Here is a 24,569-nt window from a genome sequence, read left to right as displayed (position 1 = left end):
CGGTGCGCCCTTAGTGTCACATGCCGCTGTAGACCGGTCCTTCGCCGCCTTGCGGCGCCACCCAGACGATATTCTGCGTGGGGTCCTTGATGTCGCAGGTCTTGCAGTGCACACAGTTCTGCGCGTTGATCTGCAAGCGGTCCTCGCCGTGGTCGTCCTTGACGAACTCGTACACGCCGGCCGGGCAGTAGCGCGACTCGGGGCCGCCGTACTTGGCCAGGTTCACCTTCACCGGCACGGACGGATCCTTGAGGGTCAGGTGGACGGGCTCGTTCTCGTCGTGGTTGGTGTTGGAAATGAACACCGAGCTCAACTTGTCGAACGTGAGCTTGCCGTCAGGCTTGGGGTAGTCGATGCGCGCGCATTGCGACGCCGGTTGCAGACAGGCGTGGTCGGGCTTGTTGTGACGCAGTGTCCAGGGCATCTTGCCCTTGAGCAGCAGCTGTTCGATGCCGGTCATCAGCGTGGCGACCGTGCGGCCCTTCTTGAACCACTGCTTGAAGTTGCGCGCCTTGTTCAGTTCTTCGTGCAGCCAGGAGGCTTCGAAGGCCTTGGGGTAGGCGGTCAGTTCGTCCTGGCGGCGGTCGGCAACGAGGGCGTCGAAGGCGGCTTCGGCGGCCAGCTTGCCCGACTTGATGGCGGCGTGGCTGCCCTTGATGCGCGAGGCGTTCAGGAAACCGGCTTCGCAGCCGACCAGCACGCCGCCCGGGAACGTGAGCTTGGGCAGCGCCAGCAGGCCGCCGGCGGTGATCGCGCGCGCGCCGTAGGCGATGCGCTTGCCGCCTTCGAACGTGCCGCGGATGGCCGGGTGGGTCTTGTAGCGCTGGAATTCGTCGAAGGGCGACAGCCACGGATTGGCGTAGTCCAGACCGACGATCATGCCCACGGCCACCAGATTGTTGTCCAGGTGATAAAGGAACGAGCCGCCGTAGGTGTCGGCATCCAGCGGCCAGCCGGCGGTGTGGATCACCAGGCCGGGTTTGGATTGGGCCGGATCGACTTCCCACATTTCCTTGATGCCGATGCCGTAGGACTGGGGGTTGCGGCCGTCGTCCAGCTTGAAGCGTTCGATGAGCTGGCGGCCCAATTGGCCGCGCGAGCCTTCGCTGAACACCGTGTAGCGGGCATGCAGTTCCATGCCGGGCTGGTAGTGGTCGGTGTGGCTGCCGTCGCGGGCCACGCCCATGTCGCCCGTGGCCACGCCGCGGACGGCGCCGTTTTCGTCGTACAGCACTTCAACGGCCGCAAAGCCGGGGAAGATGTCCACGCCCAGCGCTTCGGCCTGTTCGCCCATCCACTTGACGACGTCGCCCAGACGGACGATGTAGTTGCCTTCGTTGTGGAAGCACGGGGGCAGCAGCCAGTTCGGCGTGGCGCGCGCGCCGGTCTCGGACAGGAACAGGAACTTGTCCTGCGTGACGGGCACGTTCAGCGGCGCGCCTTTCTCTTTCCAGTCGGGGATGAGTTCAGTCAGCGCCAGCGGGTCCATGACGGCGCCGGACAGGATGTGCGCGCCAAGTTCCGCGCCTTTTTCCAGTACGCAGACGCCGATCTCCTGATTCTTCTCAGCGGCTAGCTGCTTCAGACGGATTGCTGTGGCCAGGCCGGCGGGACCACCGCCAACCACGACCACGTCATATTCCATCGACTCGCGTTCAGACATTGCAAAGCTCCCCGTATGTATTCCATATATGGCTGGAAGTATTATCGGCGATTGTATTGCAGGCGAGGGTCCTGTACCCCTTCGCATTTCTTTTAGCCTTCAGGAGTTATTGGTGAACCCGGACAACCTGTCTGCGCGGCTGCTTTCGGTGGGCGACACCCATCAGCTCGAATTGCCCTTGCGCTGGGGCGATTCAGACGCCTTGAACCATCTGAACAACACGCTGTATTTCCGCCTCATGGAAGAGGCTCGCATGCAGATTCTGTATAACGCGGGCTTCAAGCTGCCGGCCGACGATGGCGCGATCCTGGCGCACGCGTCGTGCGATTTCCTGCGTCCGCTGACGTATCCAGCCACCGTCCGCGTGACGCATAAGGTGACGCGCATCGGCCGCTCCAGCGCCGAATTCGAGCTGCTGCTCGAGAAGGTCGGTGACGACGCGGGCCCCTATGCGCGCGGCCGGAATGTGCTGGTATGGATGGATTACGTAGCCAATACGTCCGCGCCGTGGCCGCCCGAAGTCCTGGCCCAAATGGCCACGCAGTTCACGCCGGCCCAATGAGCACGCGCGGCCGCGGGCCGCATACCGGCCAAAATAGCGCGTGCTTTGACCGGTCATGTCGGTAAAATCTAGCGCAAAATCAGAAAAGCAATGAGGGCGCGCCACCCTCGGCGCCACTGCTTCACGGAAATCGGGCCTCGCCGCGATGCCCGCGTAGCCTGCGCCAACAGCCGCGCCCCAAGGAACGACTGGGCTTGTCCCGATTCCCCAATTTTTCCGGGACCCGTGCGCGGGTAGCGGCGGGGCGGGCTCACTTTGGTTAGACCTTAACTAGGAGTTGGAGCGATGGACAAGGTTTATGCAAGCGCCCAGGAGGCGCTGGCAGGCATCGTCAAGGACGGTCAGATGATCGCCGTGGGCGGTTTCGGCCTGTGCGGTATTCCCGAGGCGCTGATCGCCGCACTGCGCGATTCGGGCGTCAAGGATCTCACCTGCATCAGCAACAACGCGGGCGTCGACGGCTTTGGCCTGGGCCAGCTGCTCAACACGCGCCAGGTGCGCAAGATGATCGCGTCCTATGTCGGCGAGAACAAGGAATTCGAACGCCAGTATCTGTCGGGCGAACTCGAGCTTGAATTCACGCCGCAGGGCACGCTGGCTGAAAAGCTGCGCGCCGGCGGCGCCGGCATTCCGGCGTTCTTCACCCGCACCGGCGTGGGCACCATCGTGGCCGAGGGCAAGGAAATCCGCGAGTTCGACGGCCATCAGTACGTGATGGAGCGTTCGCTGGTGCCGGACGTGTCGCTGGTCAAGGCGCACATCGCCGACCGCAGCGGCAACCTGGTGTTCCGCAAGACCGCGCGTAACTTCAATCCGAACGTCGCCATGGCGGGCAAGTTCACGGTCGTCGAGGTCGAACAGATCGTCGACACCGGCAGCCTGGACCCGGATCAGATCCATCTGCCCGGCATCTATGTGCAACGGATCGTGGTGAACGCCACGCCCGAAAAGCGCATCGAACAACGCACCACTCGCCCGGCCTAAGGAGAAGACGACATGGCATGGTCCCGCGATGAAATGGCGGCACGCGCCGCGCGCGAGCTGCAAGACGGCTTTTATGTGAACCTGGGCATCGGCCTGCCCACGCTGGTCGCCAACCACGTCCCCGCAGGCGTGGAAGTGTGGCTGCAATCCGAAAACGGCCTGCTGGGCATCGGCCCGTTCCCCACCGACGATCAGGTCGACGCCGACCTCATCAACGCCGGCAAGCAGACGGTCACGACGCTGCCCGGCTCGTCGATCTTCTCGTCGGCCGACTCGTTCGCGATGATCCGCGGCGGCAAGATCAACCTGGCGATCCTGGGCGCGATGCAGGTCTCCGAAAAAGGCGATCTGGCCAACTGGATGATCCCGGGCAAGATGGTCAAGGGCATGGGCGGCGCAATGGACCTGGTGGCCGGCGTCGGCCGCGTGGTCGTGCTGATGGAGCACGTCGCCAAGAAGAAGGACGGCTCGGAAGACATCAAGCTGCTGCCCGAATGCAACCTCCCGTTGACCGGCGTGGGCGTGGTTGACCTCATCATCACCGACCTGGGCGTGATGGAAGTCACCGAAAACGGCCTGAAGCTGCTGGAAACGGCGCCCGGCGTGACGGTGGACGAGATCAAGTCCAAGACGGCGGCGAAGCTGGACGTGTCGGCGGTGCAGTAGGCCGCACCCGCTTCACCTTGCATGAATTGACCCCCGAAGGTTGGACGAGATCCGGCCTTCGGGGGTCTTTTTGCGTGGCGAGGCGACTGTCCGCCAATCTCCCCGCACCGTCAAAGGCTGGGCTATTTCACGACTGTGGTTTCCGACTTTTCTGATTGATTGGTGGTCTGCGATACGTAGACTCAAGCGCACCCGAAAAATGTCAGGAGCCGCAGCATGGCAGGACGCGCCGTTGTTCGAATCGGCGACAAGACATCGCACGGGGGGACCGTGACGCAGGGGTTCCCCCAGTACACGATCGAGGGCAGGGCCGCTGCGGGAATGGGCCACCTGGTGGCCTGTCCGCAGTGCAAGGGCACGTATCCCATCGTCGAAGGTGTTTCCAGCTTCATCGTCGATGATGGTCTTGTGGCAATTGAAGGCATGAAGACAGCCTGCGGTGCCACGCTGATCGCCAGTCAGGACATAGCGGTGCTGGATCCCGGACCGGGTGATGTCGCGCGGACATCGTCCAATACCGGTCTGTTGGCCAATAGCCTGCGCGAGCCCGGCTGCACCCATGCCGACACGGCTGTGCCGCTGGCCGAGTTCATCGTACGGGAGATGAAGACCAATCCCTTCTCCAGGCAGGGACGCGAGATCCATGATGCCAACCACTACGACTTCAAGGCGTACAACGAAGACTGGGAGCGTGCTGCGTGGTACACGAAGCTCTCAGGACGGAATACCTACGCGCAAATGCTGGCCGAGAAGAAGCTGCACGCTTACGCGCTTTTCGCGGATATCATCGGGCCGAACCGCCCCTGGGACCACAAGCCTGTACTGCGGCAAATGCTGGGCGAACACTTCAATATCGGCTGGCAAAAGTACGGCGACTTCGACTACTACTTTGACATCTGGTCCAACATCCACTTCGGATACGTGGGAATTGCACTAGGATTTACCGCTGCCGAGCTGATCAAGGGGGCGGGCTTGGCGCAGGCCGCACTTGATGCCTGGAAGCGGAAACCGCAACAGAATCACCCGCAGAATGGCCCGTGGCCGGCGAGCGCGGACGACGTGACGGATCACATTTCCATCAAGCTGGGAATCGATCTATATGGGGCAGCCAAGCCTCATGAACTGACGGCCAACATGCTTCTCCACCGTGTCAGCGCCGTGCCTCTACCCTGGGGGTATGGAAAGGATGTCGCCAAAGAACCGCACACATGCAGAAGAGAGCCAAAAAATTAACGGCGCCCCGTGGCGTCAGATTGGCTGCAATACTTCTGTGTGCAGCGCCGATTTTCTGGGTGCTTTTCCTGTACTTTTGCAGGCCCGTGGTCGCTTTGCACTACGCGGAGGATGCCCAGGCCGACCTTCTTGTCTTTTTCAATGACAATCACGACACGACCCGATTTCTCCTGGCTCCCGGGCAGTCTGTGTCATCACCGACCGCGATGTTCCCGGCATCTGATATGTGGATGCTGATCTCAACCCCACGCGAGAAGGGCGACACCCTGGAGATCACCAAACCGTTTAGCAGAATCGACGTTTACTTCGCCACGGGCGGAAAAATCGATCGTACGGAAATTCGCCATGGCTTCTTTGCGCGGTTTCTTGAGCCCGGCGGCTGATGCGATGACCGCAGAATGTGTTTCGGCGGTTCAGGCCGATTCGCTCAGCAGCATCCCCACATGCGGGATGCCGTCCTCCATGTATTCCTCAGTCACCGGCACAAAGCCGTGGCCGCCGTAATAGCCTTTGAGCCGCGCCTGCGCGCCCAAATAAACCGGCTGACCCGGCCACAACCGCTGCACTTCTTCCTTTGCGCGGCGCATCAGCTCATGCCCCAATCCTGTTCCACGCGCGGCCGGGGCGGTGATCACGCGGCCGATAATGGCGCGGCCGTCATTCAGGGCCGGCTCCAGCAGGCGGCAATAGGCGACCAGTTCGCCCTCGTGCCACGCCATGAGGTGTTCGGTCTGCCCCTTGAGATCCTTGCCGTCCATGTCCAGAAACACGCAGTTCTGTTCCACCACGAATACCTCGGAACGTAGCCGCAGGATGGCGTAAAGCTCGGCGGGGGTCAGATCGGCGTGGGGCTTGCAGGTCCAGGCGGGCGTCATGCGGGTCATTCCAGATATCGGGACAAGGTGGGCAATTCTGTAAGGGCTCCAAGCGTAACGCAACCCGGCCCCGATTTTTAGAGCCGGACTGTTACATCTATTCACGGGTATACCCTTAGTATGAAAATCTATTTTCTTAACTAAAATTTGTGTGTAAACAGATTTACATAAACCCGCCGCCTGATTTCCACCACGCTGTTCGATGACCAAGTCCGCCATTACGATCGCTGATCGGATCGCCCGGGCCCAGCCCGCGCTGAGCCGGACCCAGCACAAGATGGCCGAGTACGTGTTGGCGCATCAATTCCGCGTCGCCACCATGACCATCGACGAGTTCGCAGTGGCAGTGGGCGTGTCGGTGGCCACCGCCAACCGGTTTGCGCGTGCCCTGGATCTGCCGGGTTACCCGCAATTCCGTGCCGAGCTGGCGCGCGGCTTTGAAGCCGCGCTGGAACCGGTCGAGAAGCTGCGCACCGAACTGGCCCACTCGGCCAGCGCCGTCCAGATCTTCGCCGCGACGCTCGAAGAAGATATCCGCAACGCGCAGCGCAACCTGCAGGCCCTGGATTCGGACGCCTGTGAAAAGGCGGTCGACACGATCCTGGCCGCCGAACGCGTTTTCATCATCGGTTTCGGCGCCAGCGGGTTCCTCGCGGGCCTCTTGCAGCGCGGCCTGTGCATGCACCTGCATTCCGTCGAGTCGCTGGCCGGTCCCGGCGGCGTGTCGCACGCGGCGCGGCAGATGTCGCGCATGACCAGCAAAGACCTGGTGATCGCCATCGGTTTTCCGCGCTATCTGGCCGACACCGTGACGCTGGCCGGCGCGGCCAAGCAGGCCGGCGTCCCGGTGCTGGTGCTGACGGACAAGCCCACGTCGCCGCTGGCGCCCACGGCCTCCGTCGTGCTGTATGCCTTCTCGGCACGCCAGCTCATTCCCAATTCCGAAACCGCCGCGCTCGGGCTCATTGAAGCCTTGTCCGCGGCGGTGGCCTATCGCGCCAAAAATTCCGTCGCGGCCGCCGCTGGGGTGACCCAGTCCGTCATGCCGTGGCTCATACATGGAGTAGGTAAACGATGATTCAGCCCGTGATTGCCATTCACGGCGGCGCCGGCGCGATGTCCCGCGCGGCCATGTCTCCCGAGAAAGAACAGGAATACCTGGCGGCCCTGGAGTCCATCCTGACCGCCGGCCAAGCCGTGCTGGCCAAGGGCGGCAGCGCCCTGGACGCCGTCACCGAGGCCGTGCGCCTGCTCGAGGATTGCCCGCTGTTCAACGCCGGCCACGGCGCCGTGTTCACCAGCGCCGGCACCCATGAGCTGGACGCCGCCATCATGGACGGCGCGACGCTGCGTTCCGGCGCCATCGCCAATGTGAACCGCGTGCGCAATCCGATCTTTGCCGCGCGCAAGGTCATGGAAAACAGCAAGCACGTCTTCTTCGTGGGCGAGGGCGCCGAAGCCTTCGCCACTCAGGAAGGCGTGGAACTCGTCGACCCGTCGTATTTTTCGACCGAAGCCCGCCGCGAGCAGCTGCTGCGCGTGCAGCGCGAAACGCCGGACGCCGCCGTGCTGGATCACGACGGCCAGGCCATGGTCGCGCGCGGCCAGCCTGCACCGGCCGATCCGCTGGACGCCGACAAGAAGTTCGGCACCGTGGGCGCCGTGGCCGTCGATGCGCAGGGCAACCTGGCGGCTGCCACCTCCACCGGCGGCATCACCAACAAACAGGTCGGCCGCGTGGGCGATGCGCCGCTGATCGGCGCCGGCACCTACGCCAGCAACAAGACCTGCGCCGTGTCCACGACGGGCACGGGCGAAATGTTCATCCGCATGGTTGCCGCGTACGACGTGGCGGCCCAGATGGAGTATTGCGGAGCCTCGCTGGAAACGGCGGCGGACCGCGTCGTGATGGAAAAACTGCCCACCATCGGCGGCAAGGGCGGCCTCGTGGCCGTCGACGCCCAGGGCAATGTGGCCTTGCCGTTCAACACGGAAGGCATGTACCGGGGTTACGCCCGCGTTGGCGAAAAGCCGGTGACCGCCATCTACCGATGAGCGGCGGGTTTGGATCAGTAGGTTTATTTTGGGAATGAGAAGAGATGGTTGATCGCGCAAACAGCCTGGCGCTGCCGGATAACCGCGTGGTCCAGGTCGACGACCTGACGGTGCGCTTCGTGGGCTCCGAGCGCACGGTCGAAGCCGTGCGCAACCTGTCGTTCCATGTGGACCGGGGCGAAACCCTGGCCATCGTGGGCGAATCGGGTTCGGGCAAATCGGTGACGTCGCTGGCGCTGATGCGTCTGGTGGAACACGGCGGCGGCCGCATCGCCCAGGGGCGCATGGCCCTGCGCCGCCGCAACGGTTCCGTGATCGACCTGGCCAATTCCAGCCAGCGCGTCATGCGTGACGTGCGCGGCGCCGACATGGCGATGATTTTCCAGGAGCCGATGACCTCCTTGAACCCGGTGTTCACGGCCGGCGACCAGATCGCCGAATCGATCCGCGAGCACCAGGGCATGGACGGCGCCTCGGCGCGCGCCGAAGCGCTGCGCATGCTGGAACAGGTCCGCATTCCCGAAGCCAAATCGGTGCTGGACCGCTACCCGCATCAACTGTCGGGCGGCATGCGCCAGCGCGTCATGATCGCCATGGCGCTGGCCTGCAAGCCGGCGCTGTTGATCGCCGACGAGCCGACCACCGCACTGGACGTGACCATCCAGGCGCAGATCCTGCAACTGATCCGTCAGCTCCAGGAAGAGATGCACATGGGCGTGGTGTTCATCACCCACGACATGGGCGTGGTGGCCGAAGTGGCCGACCGCGTGCTGGTGATGTTCCGCGGCGACAAGGTCGAGGAAGGCCCGTCGGACCAAGTGTTCGCCGCGCCCCAGCACAGCTACACCAAGGCGCTGCTGTCGGCCGTGCCGAAGCTGGGCGCCATGCAGGGCACGGACCTGCCCGCGCGCTTCCCGCTGCTGCAGGTGGAAGGCCAGGCCCAGCCGGTGGCCGAGCCCGGCGCCGTCAGCACGCAGGAAGTGCCCAACGCCAAACGCGAACCCATCCTGAGCGTGCGCAACCTGGTGACGCGTTTTGACCTGCGCGGCGGCATCATGAGCCGCGTGCAGCGCCGCGTGCACGCCGTGGAAAAGGTCAGCTTCGACCTGTATCCGGGCGAGACGCTGTCGCTGGTCGGCGAGTCCGGCTGCGGCAAGTCCACGACGGGCCGCTCGCTGCTGCGCCTGGTGGAAAGCCAGGGCGGCGAGATCCGCTTCGGCGGCCGCGACATCGTGCGCCTGAAGAACAACGAACTGCAATCCCTGCGCCGCGACATCCAGTTCGTGTTCCAGGACCCGTTTGCGTCGCTGGATCCGCGCGTGACCGTGGGCTTCTCGATCATGGAGCCGCTGCTCGTGCACGGCGTGGCCAAGGGCAAGGATGCCGAGCGCCGCGTCGCCGAACTGCTCGAGCGCGTGGGCCTGCCGCCGGAAATGGCGCAGCGCTATCCGCACGAATTCTCCGGCGGCCAGCGCCAGCGCATCTGCATCGCGCGCGCCCTGGCCCTGAACCCGAAGGTCGTGATCGCGGACGAATCGGTGTCGGCACTCGATGTGTCGATCCAGGCGCAGATCGTGAACCTGCTGATCGACCTGCAGCGCGACATGGGCATTTCGTTCCTGTTCATCTCGCACGACATGGCCGTGGTCGAACGCGTCAGCCACCGCGTGGCCGTGATGTACCTGGGCCAGATCGTTGAAATCGGCCCGCGCCGTGCCATCTTCGAGAATCCGCAGCACCCGTACACCAAGAAGCTGATGTCCGCCGTGCCGATCGCCGATCCGGCGCGCCGTCACCTGAAGCGCACCTTGCTGTCCGATGAAATCCCCAGCCCGATCCGCAAACTGAACGACGAACCGGTGGTGCAGCCGCTGGTTCAGGTCGGTACGGATCATTTTGTAGCCCGCCATCCCGTCGGCGGCGCGTATTGACTCAGTAGTTGACCTTTTTTTGGAACCAGGAGTTGCAATGATGAAAGTTCTGCGCCCCACCAAGCTGATGGCCGCTGCCGCGCTGGCCTTCGGCGTGCTCACCGCGCCGATGGCCCACGCCGCCAAGGACGTGACGTTTGCCGTTTCCATCGCGCTGGAAACGCTGGACCCGTACAACACGAACAGCACGCTGAACCAGGCGGCTGGCAAGGCCTACTACGAAGGCCTGTTCGAATTCGACAAGGACCTGAAGGTTCAGAAGGTGCTGGCGACCGATTACACGGTCAGCGAAGACGGCCTGGTCTACACCTTCAAGCTGCGTCCCGGCGTGAAGTTCCATGACGGCACCGACTTCAACGCCGAAGCGGTCAAGGTCAACTTCGACCGTCCGGCCAATCCGGACAACCGCCTGTCGCGCTACATCCAGTTCAGCGTTATCGAAAAGACCGAAGTGGTCGACCCGATGACCGTCAAGATCACGCTGAAGAAGCCGTTCTCGGCCTTCATCAACGCGCTGGCTCACCCGGCCGCCATGATGATCTCGCCGGCCGCCCTGGCCAAGTACGGCAAGGAAATCGGCTTCCACCCGGTCGGCACGGGCCCGTTCGAATTCGTCGAATGGAAGCCGGCCGAGTACCTGAAGGTCAAGAAGTTCGCCGGCTACTGGAAGCAAGGCTACCCGAAGGTCGACACGCTGACCTTCCGCACCGTGACCGACAACAACACCCGCGCCGCCGTGGTGCAGACGGGTGAAGCGCACTTCGCCTTCCCGGTGCCGTTCGAGCAGGCCGCCGTGCTGAAGAAGAACGACAAGCTGGACGTGGTCGATCACAAGAACTCGATCATGGCCCGCTACCTGTCGATGAACACGCAGCAAAAGCCGTTCGACAACGTCAAGGTGCGTGAAGCCATCAACTACGCCATCAACAAGGACGCCCTGGCCAAGGTCGCGTTCTCGGGCTACGCCACCGTCATCGACGGCGTCGTGCCGCAAGGCGTGGACTACGCGCACAAGATCGGCGCATGGCCCTACGACATCAAGAAGGCCAAGGCCCTGCTGGCCGAAGCCGGCTACCCCAACGGCTTCGAAAGCACGCTGTGGTCCGCCTATAACGACGGCACCTCGGTGAAGGTCGTTCAGTTCCTGCAGCAGCAGCTCGCCCAGGTCGGCATCAAGGTTTCCGTGGAAGTCCTGGAATCCGGCCAGCGCGTGCAGCGCGTCCAACAGGTGCAAAAGCCTGAAGACGCCAAGGTCCGCATGTACTACGCCGGCTGGTCGTCCTCGACCGGTGAAGCCGACTGGGGCCTGCGTCCGCTGCTGACCACCGCCGCGTTCCCGCCGGTGCTGAACAACGTGTCGTACTACTCGAACAAGTCGGTTGACGAAGGCGTCCAGCAAGCGCTGGCCACCACGGACCGCGAGAAGAAGACCGAGATCTACAAGAACGTTCAGGAAACCATCTGGAAGGACGCCCCGTGGGCCTTCCTGGTGACCCAGAACAACCTGTACGTCAAGTCGAAGAACCTGTCGGGCGTGTACGTTGAGCCGGACACCTCGTTCTGGTTCGGCGACATCGACCTGAAGCAGTAAACCAAGCAGTAACTCTTGGGGCCTTCGGGCCCTTGTAAGGCCACATACGGCGGGGACGCGGTGTCCCCGCCGATGTTGCAGGAATTTCAATGCTGACCTACATCGTCAAACGTCTTCTGGGCATGATCCCCACGCTGCTGCTGGTAGCGGTGGTCGTGTTCCTGTTTGTGCACATGCTTCCGGGCGACCCGGCACGGCTGGCCGCTGGCCCCGAGGCCGACCAGCAAACCGTCGAGCTCGTGCGCAAGGAACTTGGGCTGGATCTGCCCCTGCCGCAGCAGTTCGTGCGCTACTTCAGCCACATGCTGCAGGGCGACCTCGGGACCTCGCTGCGCACCAAGCGCCCCGTCTCGACCGAAATCGCCGACCGTTTCATGCCCACCCTGTGGCTCACCCTTGCGAGCATGGTGTGGTCAGTCGGCTTCGGCATGATCATCGGCATCGTGTCGGCGGTATGGCGCAATCGCTGGCCTGACCGTCTCGGCATGACGCTGGCGGTGTCCGGCATCTCGTTCCCCGCGTTCGCGCTGGGCATGATGCTGATGCAGATCTTCTCGGTGAACCTGGGCTGGCTCCCCACCGTGGGCGCATCGACCTGGCAACACTACATTCTTCCTTCCATCACGCTGGGCGCCGCGGTGGCTGCCGTGATGGCGCGTTTCACGCGGGCCTCGTTCGTCGAAGTCGTACAGGAAGACTTCGTGCGCACCGCCCGCGCCAAGGGCTTGTCCGAGCGCCGCGTGATCATCAAGCACGCGCTGCGCAATGCGCTGATTCCCGTCGTGACCATGATGGGCCTGCAGTTCGGCTTCCTGCTGGGCGGCTCGATTGTGGTCGAGACCGTGTTCAACTGGCCCGGCCTTGGCCGCCTGCTGGTGGACGCCGTGACCCAGCGCGACTATCCGGTGATCCAGGGCCTCGTGCTGCTGTTCTCGCTGGAATTCATCCTGATCAACCTGATTGTCGACGTGCTGTATGGCGTCATCAATCCCAGCATCCGTTACAAGTGAGGCGGCCATGAGCAATACGACACCCGCCGCAACCATCGCCGCCGTTCCCAAGAACGACGTGCGCACGCCTGCCACCGAGTTCTGGCGCAAATTCAAGAAGCAGAAGCTTGCCGTCGGCGCGGGCCTCTTCGTCCTGCTGCTGGTCATCGTCGCGGTCTTCGCGCCGTGGATCGTGCCGTACGACCCGGAGAACTTCTTCGACTACGACGCGCTGAACGCCGGTCCGTCGCTGACGCACTGGCTGGGCGTGGATTCGCTGGGCCGCGACATCTTCAGCCGCATCGTCATGGGCGCGCGCATCTCGCTGGCCGCAGGTTTCCTGTCGGTCGCCATGGGCGCCATCGTCGGCACCTTCATGGGCCTGATGGCCGGCTACTACGAAGGCTGGTGGGAACGCATCACGATGCGTATCTCCGACGTGCTGCTGGCGTTCCCCGGCATGCTGCTGGCCATCGGCGTGGTCGCCATCCTGGGTTCCAGCATGGTCAACGTGATCGTGGCCGTGGCCGTGTTCAGCGTGCCCGCGTTTGCCCGCCTGGTGCGCGGCAACACGCTGTCGATCAAGCAGATGACGTACGTCGAAGCCGTCAAGAGCGTGGGCGCGTCCGACTGGACGATCATCATGCGCCACATCCTGCCCGGCACGATCTCGCCGATCGTGGTGTACGGCACGATGCGGATCGGCACCTCGATCATCACGGCCGCCAGCCTGTCGTTCCTGGGCATGGGCGCTTCGCCTCCCACGCCGGAGTGGGGCGCAATGCTGAACGAAGCGCGCGCCGACATGGTCATCGCACCGCACGTCGCGATCTTCCCGGCGCTGGCGATCTTCCTGACGGTGCTGGCGTTCAACCTGCTGGGCGACGGCCTGCGCGACGCGCTCGATCCCAAGATCGACCGCAAGTAAACCTGCCGCCGGGCCTCTTGCGAGGGCCGGCGTGGAGGGCGATTTTTCCGCCGCCGCCTCCGTCCGCCACGCGCCTGCCAGCGCGTGCCCCGGACCCAGGGTGGCGGCGTTTTGCATTCTGGAGCGTGGCGACACGTAGACGAACATGGACAAACAAGCGCTGGACATTCCGCGTATCGGCGTACTGCCGTCGGGGCCGCTGGACTCGATCTGCGACGTGGGCGACGTCACCGTTGGCCATTGCACGCTGGCCGAGGGCCCGCTGCAGACCGGCGTGACCGTCGTGCGCACGCATGGCGGCGACGCCTTTCTGGACAAGACGCCGGCCGCGGCCACCGTGCTGAACGGCTTCGGCAAAAGCACCGGCCTGGTTCAGGTGCAGGAACTGGGCGTGCTGGAAACGCCGATCGGGCTGACCAACACGTTCGGCGTGGGCACCGTGGCCAATGCGCAGATCCGCGCGGCGGTCGCCGCCAACCCGGGCATCGGCCGCGGCATGGCCACGGTCAATCCGTTGGTCTTCGAGTGCAACGACGGCTATCTGAACGACATCCAGGCGCTGGCAGTCCAGGAATCCCATTACGCCGCGGCGCTGGCCGCCGCCGGCAAGCAGTTCGCGCAGGGCGCCGTGGGCGCCGGCCGCGGCATGTCCAGTTTCTCGTTCAAGGGCGGCATCGGCTCGGCCTCGCGCGTGGCGCAGATCAAGGACGGGCCGCAGTACACCGTGGGCGCGCTGGTGCTGTCGAACTTCGGCCGCCTGCCCAACCTGACGGTCGCGGGCAGGCCGTTCGGCCGCCGTCTGGCGAGCCAGCTTGACCAAGGGCTTGCGCAGCAGGGCGAGAACGCCGTGATCGCGCCCGAGAAGGGCTCGATCATCCTGCTGGTGGCCACCGACGCGCCGCTGGATTCGCGCCAGTTGCGCCGTCTGTCGCTGCGCGCCGGCGCCGGCCTGGCGCGAACCGGCTCGGTGTTCGGGCACGGCAGCGGCGACATCGCGCTGGCGTTTTCCACGGCATACACGATTCCGCAATTGGCCGAGTCGCCCATGCCCGCGATTGCCATGCTGCATGAGGCCCGCATCGATCCGCTGTTCGAAGCCGCCGCCGAGTCCTGCGAGCAAGCCATCATTGCCGCGCTGTGGCACGCAGAAAGCGTGACCGGCCGCGACGGCCATCACCGCGATTCCATCCGCCATGCCGCGCCCGATTGGCGCCAGTGGCTGTCCGCTACCGAATTCTGAATATCCTGAAGGCCAACTCATGAAGATCCTGATTTCCACCGATATCGAAGGCGTCGCCGGCGTCTTCCATCCCGAGCAGGTCCGCGCCGGCAATGGCGAATACGAGCGCGCGCGCGCCTGGATGACCGCCGAGGCCAACGCGGCCGTGCAGGGCGCCATTGCGGGCGGCGCCGAAGAGATTCTGGTCAACGATTCGCACGGCGGCTTTCGCAACCTGCTGCCCGACGGCCTGGACGAGCGCGCCCGACTGGTGCTGGGCAAGCCGCGCTACCTGGGCATGATGGGCGGGCTGGAAGAAGCGTGCGACGCCGTCTTCATGATCGGCTACCACTCGCGCTCGCAGGGGCGCGGCATCCTGGCCCACACCATCAACAGCTTCGCGTTCGCCCGCGTCGTCATCAACGGCATGGAGCTGGGCGAAGCGGGCCTGTACGGCGCGCTGGCCGGCGAACTGGGCGTGCCCGTCATCCTGGGCACCGGCGACGATGTGTTTATCGCGGAAACCCGCGATACGTTCCCCGGCGCCGAATGGGTGCAGACCAAAGTCGCGCACGGGCAGGGCAGCGGCGTAACGCTGTCGCCCGCCGCGTCACGCCGCGCGATTGCCGCGGCCGCCGAAACCGCCGTGCGCAACTTCAAGCGCGGCGGCGACAAGAAAGCCGTTCCTTTCGTCATTCCCGCGCCTATAGAATGCCGGTTGCAGACGCAGAGCGCGGCACTGGCCGACCTGTTCTGCATGTGGCCCACGCTCGAACGCGTGGACGGCGTCACCTTGCGATTCACCACGGATAGCATGCAGTCCGCCATCCGTACGCTGAACAGCCTGGGCGCCATGTCTTTCATGTTGCGCTAAGGATCCCATCTCCCATGTCTAGCACCGACGCCCGTATTGCCCAATTGCGGCAGGCCATGAGCCGCCGCGGTCTGACCGCCTACGTCGTACCTTCCTCGGACCCGCACCTGTCCGAATACCTGCCGGCCCGCTGGCAAGGGCGGCGCTGGCTGTCGGGTTTCACGGGCTCGGTGGGCACGCTGGTGGTCACAGCGGACTTCGCTGGTCTGTGGGTGGACAGCCGCTACTGGGTGCAGGCCGAAGCGCAGCTCTCCGGCACCGGCGTGCAGCTGATGAAGATTGCGCTGGCATCGACGCCTGGCCATGTCGACTGGCTGGCCGCCAATACCGGCGCGGGCGACGTTATCGGCGTGGACGGCGCGGTGCTGGGCCTGGGCGCCTTCCGCGCCTTGTCGGCTGCAGCGGCAACGTCCGGCGCCGTGCTGGAAATCCGCGAAGACCTCCTGGACGAAGTCTGGAACGACCGCGCCGGCCTGCCCGACGCCAAAATTTATGAACACGTGGCGCCCGAAGCCTGCGTGACGCGCGCCGACAAGCTGGCGCAGGTGCGCGACGCGATGCGCAAGCACGGCGCGGACGTGCATTTCATCTGCACGCTCGACGACATCGCCTGGCTGTTCAACCTGCGCGGCGCGGACGTGGATTACAACCCCGTCTTCGTCGGCCATGCGCTGGTGGGCCTGGATCACGCCACGCTGTTCGTGGCCGATGGCAAGATTGACGACGACCTGCGCGCCATCCTGGCCGCGGACGGCGTCGAAGTGGCGGACTATGCCCAGGCGGCGGATGCGCTGGCTTCGCTGGAACAGGATCAGAAGCTGCTGATCGATCCGGCCCGCGTCACCTGCGGCGTGTTCCATGCCATGGACCCGGCTGTGCCGCGCGTGGAAGCCATCAACCCGTCCACGCTGCTCAAGTCGCGCAAGACCGACGCAGAGCTGGCCAACGTGCGCCAGGCGATGGCGCAGGACGGCGCCGCGCTGTGCGAATTCTTCGCCTGGTTCGAAGGCGCGCTGGGCAAAGAAACCATTACCGAACTGACCATCGACGAGCAGATCACGGCCGCCCGCGCGCGCCGTCCCGCCTACGTCTGCCCCAGCTTCGCCACCATCGCGGGCTTCAACGCCAACGGCGCGATGCCGCATTACCGCGCTACGCCCGAATCGCACGCCACGATCGAGGGCGACGGCCTGTTGCTCATCGACTCGGGCGGCCAGTACCGGGGCGGCACCACCGACATCACGCGCGTGGTGGCGGTTGGTACGCCCAGCGCGGACCAGAAGGTCGACTTCACGCTGGTGCTCAAGGGCATGATCGCGCTGTCGCGCGCATCGTTCCCGCGTGGCACGCCGTCGCCCATGCTGGATGCCATCGCGCGTGCGCCCATCTGGGAAGGCGGCGCGGAGTACGGACACGGCACGGGTCACGGCGTGGGCTATTTCCTGAACGTGCACGAAGGCCCGCAGGTCATCTCGTACCGCGCGATGCCGGGCCCGCACACAGCCATGGAACCCGGCATGATCACATCCAACGAGCCGGGCATCTACCGTCCGGGCCGCTGGGGCGTGCGCATCGAGAACCTGGTCGCCAACCGCAGCTGGCTGACCTCGGAGCTGGGCGAATTCCTGTGCTTCGAAACGCTGACGATGTGCCCGATCGACACGCGCTGCATCGAGCCTTCGCTGATGCGCGAGGACGAGATCGACTGGCTGAACGACTATCACAAGACGGTGTTCGAACGCCTGTCGCCGCTGGTCGAGGGTGATGCGCTGGCGTGGTTGACGCTGCGTTGCGCAGCGATCTGACGTTGCATTGATGCCGGCGGCGCCCGGCGCAAAGCAGAAAGGCCACGACGCATGACGCCGTGGCCTTTTTTCATGGCGCGCGGTTGAGGCTATCGCACGGACCCGCCTTGATTGCGGTAGAGCAGGCGCGTGGCCACCAGGCAACCCAGCGACAGCAATGCGCCGTAGGCCAGCAGCACCAGCGCGGCGGACGCCGGTGATTGGGCGGCCCATGCCAACTGCTCCCAGGTCATGGACTTGAGGATGATGAGACCGGCGCCCAGGCCCAGTACCTGCGCGAACCAGAACGCAAGGCTGCCCAGCGCCACGGCCCGGCCGGTGCCGGCGTATTCAAAGGCGCGGGGTAGCAGCTTCAGGCACACGATCGTGACCAGCGCCAGCAGCGCGACTGGCAATACCCAATAGCCCAGCGCGTACTCGGCCCATCCCGCTTCCAGCGTCTGCATCTGCAGAAAGCCGCCGAGCATGATGGAGAAGCTGGTCTGCCAGATCAGGACGGTCAGGCCGCAAATCCATGCCACATGCCGCCGCGTCAGCGTGAGGCCGGCGCCGGGGCCGGTGGGCCCTGCCGTCCACGCGGCAATGCGCAACGCCACCCAGATGCCGACGACCTCCAGCACGATCGTGACGGCGCGGATCATCAGGTTGATCGCGATGGACCGGCCCACGATGCCCAGACCAAACACTTCCTCGAGCCAGGAGCCGCTCTTGAACGTGCCGATCATGAGCACGTTCTGTGCAATGCCGACGCCGCTGGACAGGCACAGCGTGTAGAGCGCCTGCAGGGCCAGGAACGTAGCCAGCATCCTGCCGGGCTGATTCACGGTCGCGGCATCGTGCCGGGCGAGCCACTGGCGCGTCGTGCACCAGGCGGTCAGGCCCACGACCAGCAGGGTCGACACCAGGGTGGCCAGCAGCGGGGCCAGCACCGGCGGCTGCATGTAGCTCGCGCGGATCTGGTCGCCGTAGGGCAACGGCGTCATCAACGTGTAGGCCTGCACCAGCACGGAATAAGCCAGCCGCAGCAGAACGGCGGCGACAGCGATGCGCCAGGCAAGGGAATAGGCAGGACGGGTGGAGTCGGTCATCAGCGCGAGGGTGAAGAACGGAGGGCGCTGCCGGGAAGGCGGCGGTCGAAAAATAGGGAGCGACCATAGCACGTGCGCGCGGCGCGGCTCGCAGCGTTGCCTTGCCGAGTGCAGCCAATTGTTACCCGCACGGCGCTAGGGGAAAACCCAAACAAGTCGCGTCGCCCGGCTATAATCCAAATTTCCCGCACGCGCCCGCTCGTCCCGGGTGCTCATTACGATGACCAAATACGTATTTGTCACCGGCGGTGTGGTGTCTTCCCTGGGCAAGGGCATCGCCGCTGCGTCGCTTGCTGCCATTCTCGAGTCGCGTGGTTTGCAGGTCACCATGCTGAAGCTCGACCCCTACATCAACGTCGATCCGGGCACGATGAGCCCCTTCCAGCACGGTGAAGTGTTCGTCACTGAAGACGGCGCCGAAACCGATCTGGACCTGGGCCACTACGAGCGCTTCATTTCCGCTCGCATGCACAAGGTGAACAACTTCACCACCGGCCAGATCTACGAATCCGTGCTGCGCAAGGAGCGCCGTGGCGACTACCTGGGCAAGACCGTCCAGGTGATTCCCCACATCACGAACGAAATCCAGGACTTCATCGCCCGTGGCGCCGAAGCCGGCTGGAATGGCAACACCGATGTTGCCATCGTCGAAATCGGCGGCACGGTCGGCGACATCGAGTCGCTGCCGTTCCTCGAGGCCGCCCGCCAGATGAGCCTGCGCATGGGCCGCAACAACGCGGCCTTCGTGCACCTGACGCTGGTGCCCTTCATCGCCTCCGCCGGCGAATTGAAGACCAAGCCCACGCAGCACTCGGTGCAGAAACTGCGCGAAATCGGCATCTACCCGAACGCGCTGCTGTGCCGCGCCGACCGCCGCATTCCGGACGACGAGCGCGCCAAGATCTCGATGTTCTCGAACGTGCCCTTGGACGCGGTCATTTCCGTCTGGGACGCCGATTCCATCTACAAGATCCCCGCCATGCTGCACAAGCAAGGCGTGGACAACATCGTCTGCGAAGCCTTGGGCCTGACCCCGCCGCCGGCCGACCTGTCCATGTGGGACAACCTGGTCGAAGCGCTGGAACACCCCGAGCACCAGCTCACCATCGGCATGGTCGGCAAGTACGTCGACCTGACCGAGTCGTACAAGTCGCTGACGGAAGCCCTGGTTCACGCCGGCATCCACACGCGCTCGAAGATCAACATCGAGTACATCGACTCGGAAGACATCGAAACCCGCGGCACCGACCAGTTGAAGCACCTGGACGCCATTCTGGTTCCGGGCGGCTTCGGCAAGCGCGGCACCGAAGGCAAGATCGCCGCCATCCGCTACGCCCGTGAAAACGGCGTGCCGTACCTGGGCATCTGCCTGGGCATGCAGCTGGCGGTCATCGAATTTGCGCGTCACGTCGCCGGCCTGGGCGGCGCCAACAGCACCGAATTCGATCCCTCCGCACCGCACCCGGTGGTTGCACTCATCACCGAATGGATGGACCGCGAAGGCAAGGTCGAAAAGCGCGACAACTCGTCCGACCTGGGCGGCACCATGCGCAAGGGCGCGCAACGCGTGCCGATCAAGGCCGGCACCCGCGCGCAGACCATCTATGGCGACGAAGTGAACGAACGTCACCGTCACCGCTACGAGGTCAACAACGTCTACGTGCCGCGCCTGGAAGAAGCCGGCATGGTGATCAGCGCCCGCACGCCGACCGAGAACCTGCCCGAAATGATGGAACTGCCCAACCACCCGTGGTTCGTCGGCGTCCAGTTCCACCCGGAGTTCACGTCCACCCCGCGCGACGGCCATCCGCTGTTCTCCAGCTACATCCGCGCCGCCATCGAGCAGAAGGCTCGCCGCGGCCAGGAGGCCTGATGCGCGTCCGCGGTCCTGAGTTCCGTAAGCGGATCCTCGGGGCCGCGGGCCGTTTCCCCAGCGCCGCCCTATACGGCGGCGCTTCTTTCGGATACAACCGATTAGCATCGGATATGCGTCGCCCGTGCGCCTTGCGCGACACTGGCGGCGGCGTTGTATCCGGCGTCAGCCCCCAACCAACGCAACTGCTCTGAAGGAACCCCATGAGTGCTTATCTCATCGCCGACGTCAAAGTGACCAAGCCTGCGCAGTACGAGGACTACAAGCGTCTGTCCACGCTCGCGATGCGCGCGTACGATGCCAAGATCCTGGTGCGCGGCGGCGAATCCAAGCACCTTGAGGGGCGTGAACCCGGCCGTACCGTCGTCATGGAATTTCCGTCCATGGCCGCGGCGCAGGCGTTCTACGATTCCTGGCAGTACCGCCGTGCCCGCAATGCCCGCGAAGGCGCGGCCGTCATGAATATGTTTATCGTTCAGGGAATGTAAAGTCATGAGTGCAATCGTCGACATCATCGGCCGCGAGATTCTGGATTCGCGCGGCAACCCCACCGTGGAATGCGATGTGCTGCTGGAATCCGGCGCCATGGGCCGTGCGGCCGTGCCGTCGGGCGCGTCCACCGGCGCCCGCGAAGCCATCGAACTTCGTGACGGCGACAAGGGCCGTTATCTGGGCAAGGGCGTGCTGCGCGCCGTTGAAAACCTCAATACCGAAATCTCCGAAGCCCTGATGGGCCTGGACGCGCAGGAACAGACGTTCGTCGATCGCACCCTGATCGAACTGGATGGCACCGAGTCCAAGGAGCGCCTGGGCGCCAACGCCATCCTGGCAGCCAGCATGGCCGTGGCCCGCGCCGCCGCCGACGAATCGGGCCTGTCCCTGTACCGCTATTTCGGCGGCAGCGGCCCCATGAGCATGCCCGTCCCGATGATGAACGTCATCAACGGCGGCGCGCACGCCAACAACACGCTGGACCTGCAGGAACTGATGATCCTGCCGGTGGGCGCCGGCAGCTTCCGCGAAGCCCTGCGCTGGGGCGCTGAAGTCTTCCACATGCTCAAGAAGCTGATCCACGGCCAGGGCATGTCCACCGCCGTGGGCGACGAGGGCGGTTTCGCGCCCAACGTTCCCAGCCACGAAGCCGCCATCCAGCTCATCCTGAAGGCCATCACCGAAGCCGGCTACGAGCCGGGCACGCAGATCGCCCTGGGTCTGGACTGCGCCAGCTCCGAGTTCTACCGCGACGGCAAGTACACGCTGGCCGGCGAAGGCGGCATCTCGCTGTCCTCGCAAGAGTTCACGAACCTGCTGGCCACGTGGTGCGACAAGTACCCGATCATCTCAATCGAAGACGGCATGGCCGAAAACGACTGGGAAGGCTGGAAGCTCCTGACCGACCAGCTCGGCAAGAAGGTTCAGCTGGTGGGCGACGACCTGTTCGTCACCAACACCAAGATCCTGCGTGAAGGCATCCAGAAGGGCGTCGCCAACTCGATCCTCATCAAGATCAACCAGATCGGCACGCTGACCGAAACGTTTGCCGCCATCGAAATGGCCAAGCGCGCCGGTTACACCGCCGTCGTCTCGCACCGTTCGGGCGAAACCGAAGACTCGACCATCGCCGACATCGCCGTGGCGACCAACGCGATGCAGATCAAGACCGGCTCGCTGTCGCGCTCGGATCGCATGGCCAAGTACAACCAGCTCCTGCGCATCGAAGAAGAGCTGGCTGAAGTGGCGTCGTACCCCGGCCTGGAAGCTTTCTACAACCTGCGTTGATAAGAAGCGCGGCCCCGGCGTCTTGCCAGGGCCGCATCCACGCCACGACAGTTGAGGTTCCCGCGTATGCGCCTGTTGTTCCTGGTGCTGTTCGTGCTGCTAGGCTTGATCCAATACCCGCTGTGGCTGGGTAAGGGCGGCTGGTTCAAGGTCTGGGATCTGCAACGCCAGGTGGCGGAGCAGCGCGAGACCAACGAAGGCCTGCGCGCGCGCAATGCCGCGCTTGAGGCCGAAGTGCGCGATCTGGAAGGCGGATCGGGAGCCATCGAGGAGCGGGCGCGCGGAGAGCTGGGCATGATGCGGGACGGCGAAGTGTTCGTGCACATCCTGCCCCAGAATACCCAGCCGCCCGCCGGCGCCTCGCTTTCCGCCGAAGCGCCGCCCAAACCTGCCGTAACCGGCACCCCGGCGCGCGCAAATGCGCCGGCTGCCCGGCCTGCGTCGGCCGCGCCCACGACCCGGCCTGCTTCGACGACGGCCACCCCCCGGCCCGCGTCGGCAACGCCTGCCAGACCCGCCGCCACGACCGGCGCCAACAATTCCAACTCCACCGCCCGGCAGTGATGCCCGGCGGTTTTTTTTGACCGCGCGGCGTCCCCGCCTATCCTGAGCCGCAGCGCAACTGCCTGCACTCCCCGTACACCACGCCTTCCGGATGGGGCCGCTTGCGCGCCCAGTCGACCGGATGCGTGTGCATTTCGTGTTCCAGTTCGACCACGATGGGCAGAAGGCCCTGGGTCAGCGCGTGGCCGATATACGTGCCATCCTGCCGGTCCAGCAAGGCAAGCAGCGCCCGCAACGGCGGCAGCAGTGGCTTGTGCAGATACGTCAGGCGCAGCTTGAGCGTGTTGGCCAGGAAGATGTCCTGGCCGCCCGGGCGTGGCGGGCGGCGGGCATGCTGCAGATCCTGGTAGCCGTTATCGATGGTCCGTAGGCCCGGCGCGCCAGCCACCTGCAGGTCCGGCCGCCCGTGCTCGCGGAACGACTGGTCGTCGGGCCGCAGCACTTCAATGCGCCAGGGCGGGGCCCCCATCAATGCCTTCAGTGCTGCCATCGCGCCATCCCGCCGTTCAATGGCGCCGGCCGGGCCGCTGGCGCTCGCATGCAGCGGCAGCAGCGCCTGCAGAAAGGCAGCTCGCAGCCGGGCCGGGTCGCCATGGCCCGTGGCGCCGGCGCGCGCCGCTTCCATCAGCGCCAGGTGCGCCATCTGGCGCGCGCCGTGCCACCGCGCGGCCTCGACGCACAGCAGGCCCAGCAGCAGCACGATGGCGCCTGCCACGGCGAACTCGAGGGCGGCGGCACCGTGTTGCCGGCGTACGGCGCGTAAGTCGCAAGAAAAAATTAAGGCGGTCATGGCTGCGCAGTGTGGCGCGCCCATGACCGCCTGTCGATAAGGACAATCCGGCGTGACAAAAACGTTCCGGCGGGCTTGCCGCCGGGACGCATCAATCATCAATGCACGGTGGGAGGCTCATCTCCGGAAGACGTCTGGCTCGCCGAGAACAGCGCCGCGCAGTCGACCGTATCGAACTTGTAAGGCTTGCCGCAGAAATCGCAGGCCACGTCGACCTGGCCGCGCTCTTCCAGGATGCTGTTGACCTCTGCTTCGCCCAGCGAACGCAGCATGTTCGCCACGCGCTCGCGAGTGCAGGGACAGTGCCAGCTCACCGGCTGGGGGTCGAAGGCGATGAGCGTTTCTTCCCAGAACAGGCGATGGATGAGCGTGTCGATGTCGGTGGCCAGGATCTCGTCGCGCTTAAGCGTGCCGGCCAGGGCGTTGATGCGTTCCCAGGTCTCGGCGGCTACCTGTTCGGTCAGGGCGCGGTCGGTTTCGCCGCCGCCGTGGTGCGGCAGGCGCTGCAGCAGCATGCCGGCCGCGTGGTCGGCGTCGGCCGACAGCCACAGGCGCGTATCCAGCTGCTCCGAGGCCTTCATGTAGTGTTGCAGGGCTTCGGCGACGGTCTCGCCTTCGAGCGGCACGATGCCTTGGTAGGCCTGCTGGCCGGGCAGCTTGCGCTGCGGGTCCAGCACCACGATGAAGCGTCCATTGCCGCCGGGGTTCAACAGGCTTTGCATGTCGCCGGTGCTGGGTACCTCGTGGCCTTCGCGCATCTTGACGGTGGCGCGCAGGCTGAGGTCCGAGCGGCATTCCACCACCAGCAGGGCGATGGGGCCGTCGCCCTGGATCTGCAGCACCAGCGAGCCATCGAACTTGATGTTGGCGGCGAGCAGGGTGGATGCCGCCACCAATTCACCCAGCAGGTCGGTGATGGCGGGCGGGTAATCGTGGTTGGCCTGGACGGCCTTCCACGTGTCAGACAGGCGCACCGCTTGGACGCGGACGCTGCGGTCTTCGGTAAGGTATTTTTTGAGCTGATCGGTCATAGCGGAATGTTAGCCGATCGTGGGGGGGTATTCCCCCTGCTGGCAGCAGGGGTTGGGGCACTTGCGGGG

General features: G+C 64.9%; 23 protein-coding genes. 18 read left to right on the top strand and 5 right to left on the bottom strand.

Annotated elements, in window-relative coordinates; genetic code table 11:
* Nucleotides 1–16: 16 nt before the first annotated feature.
* A complete protein-coding gene (locus MHZ91_RS06625; protein WP_239213024.1) occupies nt 17–1,663 on the bottom strand; it encodes an electron transfer flavoprotein-ubiquinone oxidoreductase in 1,647 nt (548 codons plus the stop codon).
* 109 nt (nt 1,664–1,772) lie between these two features.
* On the opposite strand from MHZ91_RS06625, the gene MHZ91_RS06620 reads away from it, so the two are divergent.
* The 5 genes from MHZ91_RS06620 (at nt 1,773) to MHZ91_RS06600 (ending at nt 5,491) form a co-directional block, all read left to right on the top strand.
* On the top strand, nt 1,773–2,225 hold the full coding sequence (locus MHZ91_RS06620; RefSeq protein ID WP_255596284.1) for a thioesterase family protein: 453 nt from the start codon (nt 1,773–1,775) through the stop codon (nt 2,223–2,225).
* A gap of 285 nt (nt 2,226–2,510) precedes the next feature.
* On the top strand, nt 2,511–3,209 hold the full coding sequence (locus MHZ91_RS06615; protein ID WP_175122922.1) for a CoA transferase subunit A: 699 nt from the start codon (nt 2,511–2,513) through the stop codon (nt 3,207–3,209).
* Nucleotides 3,210–3,221: 12 nt separating this feature from the next.
* The gene (locus MHZ91_RS06610; protein ID WP_056567942.1) at nt 3,222–3,875 is read left to right on the top strand and encodes a CoA transferase subunit B; all 654 of its coding nucleotides are present in this window, start codon (nt 3,222–3,224) and stop codon (nt 3,873–3,875) included.
* A 216-nt stretch (nt 3,876–4,091) separates the two neighbouring features.
* The gene (locus tag MHZ91_RS06605; protein WP_239213023.1) at nt 4,092–5,108 is read left to right on the top strand and encodes a PAAR domain-containing protein; all 1,017 of its coding nucleotides are present in this window, start codon (nt 4,092–4,094) and stop codon (nt 5,106–5,108) included.
* Nucleotides 5,084–5,491, top strand: a complete 408-nt coding sequence (locus tag MHZ91_RS06600; protein ID WP_175122920.1) for a hypothetical protein — start codon at nt 5,084–5,086, stop codon at nt 5,489–5,491. The genes MHZ91_RS06605 and MHZ91_RS06600 overlap by 25 nt, the downstream gene beginning before the upstream one ends.
* Before the next feature lie 30 nt (nt 5,492–5,521).
* Here MHZ91_RS06600 and MHZ91_RS06595 read toward each other — a convergent pair whose 3' ends face one another.
* The gene (locus tag MHZ91_RS06595; RefSeq protein WP_175122919.1) at nt 5,522–5,983 is read right to left on the bottom strand and encodes a GNAT family N-acetyltransferase; all 462 of its coding nucleotides are present in this window, start codon (nt 5,981–5,983) and stop codon (nt 5,522–5,524) included.
* Nucleotides 5,984–6,185: 202 nt separating this feature from the next.
* Here MHZ91_RS06595 and MHZ91_RS06590 point away from each other — a divergent pair, with 202 nt between their 5' ends.
* The 9 genes from MHZ91_RS06590 to MHZ91_RS06550 all read left to right on the top strand — a co-directional run bounded on the left by MHZ91_RS06590 (nt 6,186) and on the right by MHZ91_RS06550 (nt 17,375).
* Complete coding sequence (locus MHZ91_RS06590; protein WP_175122918.1) at nt 6,186–7,061, top strand: MurR/RpiR family transcriptional regulator; 876 nt, start codon at nt 6,186–6,188, stop codon at nt 7,059–7,061.
* Nucleotides 7,058–8,038: an isoaspartyl peptidase/L-asparaginase family protein gene (locus MHZ91_RS06585; protein ID WP_175122917.1), complete on the top strand. Its 981-nt coding sequence runs from the start codon at nt 7,058–7,060 to the stop codon at nt 8,036–8,038. The genes MHZ91_RS06590 and MHZ91_RS06585 overlap by 4 nt, the downstream gene beginning before the upstream one ends.
* 44 nt (nt 8,039–8,082) lie before the next feature.
* Nucleotides 8,083–9,969: a dipeptide ABC transporter ATP-binding protein gene (locus MHZ91_RS06580; RefSeq protein ID WP_175122916.1), complete on the top strand. Its 1,887-nt coding sequence runs from the start codon at nt 8,083–8,085 to the stop codon at nt 9,967–9,969.
* A 37-nt stretch (nt 9,970–10,006) separates the two neighbouring features.
* Nucleotides 10,007–11,560, top strand: coding sequence for a glutathione ABC transporter substrate-binding protein GsiB (gene gsiB, locus MHZ91_RS06575; RefSeq protein WP_191576724.1), 1,554 nt, complete (start codon nt 10,007–10,009; stop codon nt 11,558–11,560).
* Between the two features lie 89 nt (nt 11,561–11,649).
* On the top strand, nt 11,650–12,570 hold the full coding sequence (gene gsiC, locus MHZ91_RS06570; protein ID WP_056322028.1) for a glutathione ABC transporter permease GsiC: 921 nt from the start codon (nt 11,650–11,652) through the stop codon (nt 12,568–12,570).
* A gap of 7 nt (nt 12,571–12,577) precedes the next feature.
* On the top strand, nt 12,578–13,477 hold the full coding sequence (gsiD, locus tag MHZ91_RS06565) for a glutathione ABC transporter permease GsiD (RefSeq protein ID WP_239213021.1): 900 nt from the start codon (nt 12,578–12,580) through the stop codon (nt 13,475–13,477).
* A gap of 145 nt (nt 13,478–13,622) precedes the next feature.
* Complete coding sequence (locus MHZ91_RS06560) at nt 13,623–14,717, top strand: P1 family peptidase (RefSeq protein WP_175122913.1); 1,095 nt, start codon at nt 13,623–13,625, stop codon at nt 14,715–14,717.
* A 19-nt stretch (nt 14,718–14,736) separates the two neighbouring features.
* Complete coding sequence (locus MHZ91_RS06555) at nt 14,737–15,570, top strand: M55 family metallopeptidase (RefSeq protein ID WP_175122912.1); 834 nt, start codon at nt 14,737–14,739, stop codon at nt 15,568–15,570.
* A 14-nt stretch (nt 15,571–15,584) separates the two neighbouring features.
* Complete coding sequence (locus tag MHZ91_RS06550; protein WP_239213019.1) at nt 15,585–17,375, top strand: aminopeptidase P family protein; 1,791 nt, start codon at nt 15,585–15,587, stop codon at nt 17,373–17,375.
* 89 nt (nt 17,376–17,464) lie between these two features.
* Here the strand turns inward: MHZ91_RS06550 and MHZ91_RS06545 are convergent, their stop codons facing one another.
* Nucleotides 17,465–18,463, bottom strand: coding sequence for a hypothetical protein (locus tag MHZ91_RS06545; RefSeq protein WP_175184267.1), 999 nt, complete (start codon nt 18,461–18,463; stop codon nt 17,465–17,467).
* A gap of 220 nt (nt 18,464–18,683) precedes the next feature.
* Between MHZ91_RS06545 and MHZ91_RS06540 the strand changes: the two genes are divergently transcribed.
* From MHZ91_RS06540 to ftsB, 4 genes are all read left to right on the top strand, one after another.
* The gene (locus tag MHZ91_RS06540) at nt 18,684–20,336 is read left to right on the top strand and encodes a CTP synthase (RefSeq protein WP_175122909.1); all 1,653 of its coding nucleotides are present in this window, start codon (nt 18,684–18,686) and stop codon (nt 20,334–20,336) included.
* A gap of 203 nt (nt 20,337–20,539) precedes the next feature.
* Nucleotides 20,540–20,824: a DUF1330 domain-containing protein gene (locus MHZ91_RS06535; protein WP_056322046.1), complete on the top strand. Its 285-nt coding sequence runs from the start codon at nt 20,540–20,542 to the stop codon at nt 20,822–20,824.
* Between the two features lie 4 nt (nt 20,825–20,828).
* Nucleotides 20,829–22,115, top strand: a complete 1,287-nt coding sequence (gene eno, locus MHZ91_RS06530) for a phosphopyruvate hydratase (RefSeq protein ID WP_054429546.1) — start codon at nt 20,829–20,831, stop codon at nt 22,113–22,115.
* A gap of 66 nt (nt 22,116–22,181) precedes the next feature.
* Nucleotides 22,182–22,679, top strand: coding sequence for a cell division protein FtsB (gene ftsB / locus MHZ91_RS06525; protein WP_175122908.1), 498 nt, complete (start codon nt 22,182–22,184; stop codon nt 22,677–22,679).
* 37 nt (nt 22,680–22,716) lie between these two features.
* On the opposite strand, the gene MHZ91_RS06520 is transcribed toward ftsB, so the two are convergent.
* Nucleotides 22,717–23,469 carry a TadE/TadG family type IV pilus assembly protein gene (locus tag MHZ91_RS06520; protein ID WP_370647790.1) on the bottom strand — a complete coding sequence of 251 codons (753 nt, stop codon included), beginning with the start codon at nt 23,467–23,469 and terminating at the stop codon, nt 22,717–22,719.
* A gap of 98 nt (nt 23,470–23,567) precedes the next feature.
* Nucleotides 23,568–24,500 carry an Hsp33 family molecular chaperone HslO gene (gene hslO, locus MHZ91_RS06515; RefSeq protein WP_175184269.1) on the bottom strand — a complete coding sequence of 311 codons (933 nt, stop codon included), beginning with the start codon at nt 24,498–24,500 and terminating at the stop codon, nt 23,568–23,570.
* Nucleotides 24,501–24,569: the final 69 nt, after the last annotated feature.

Source organism: Achromobacter sp. ACRQX, assembly GCF_022346505.1.
Lineage (GTDB): Bacteria > Pseudomonadota > Gammaproteobacteria > Burkholderiales > Burkholderiaceae_B > Achromobacter > Achromobacter animicus.
This window is presented reverse-complemented; position numbering and strand designations above follow the sequence as displayed.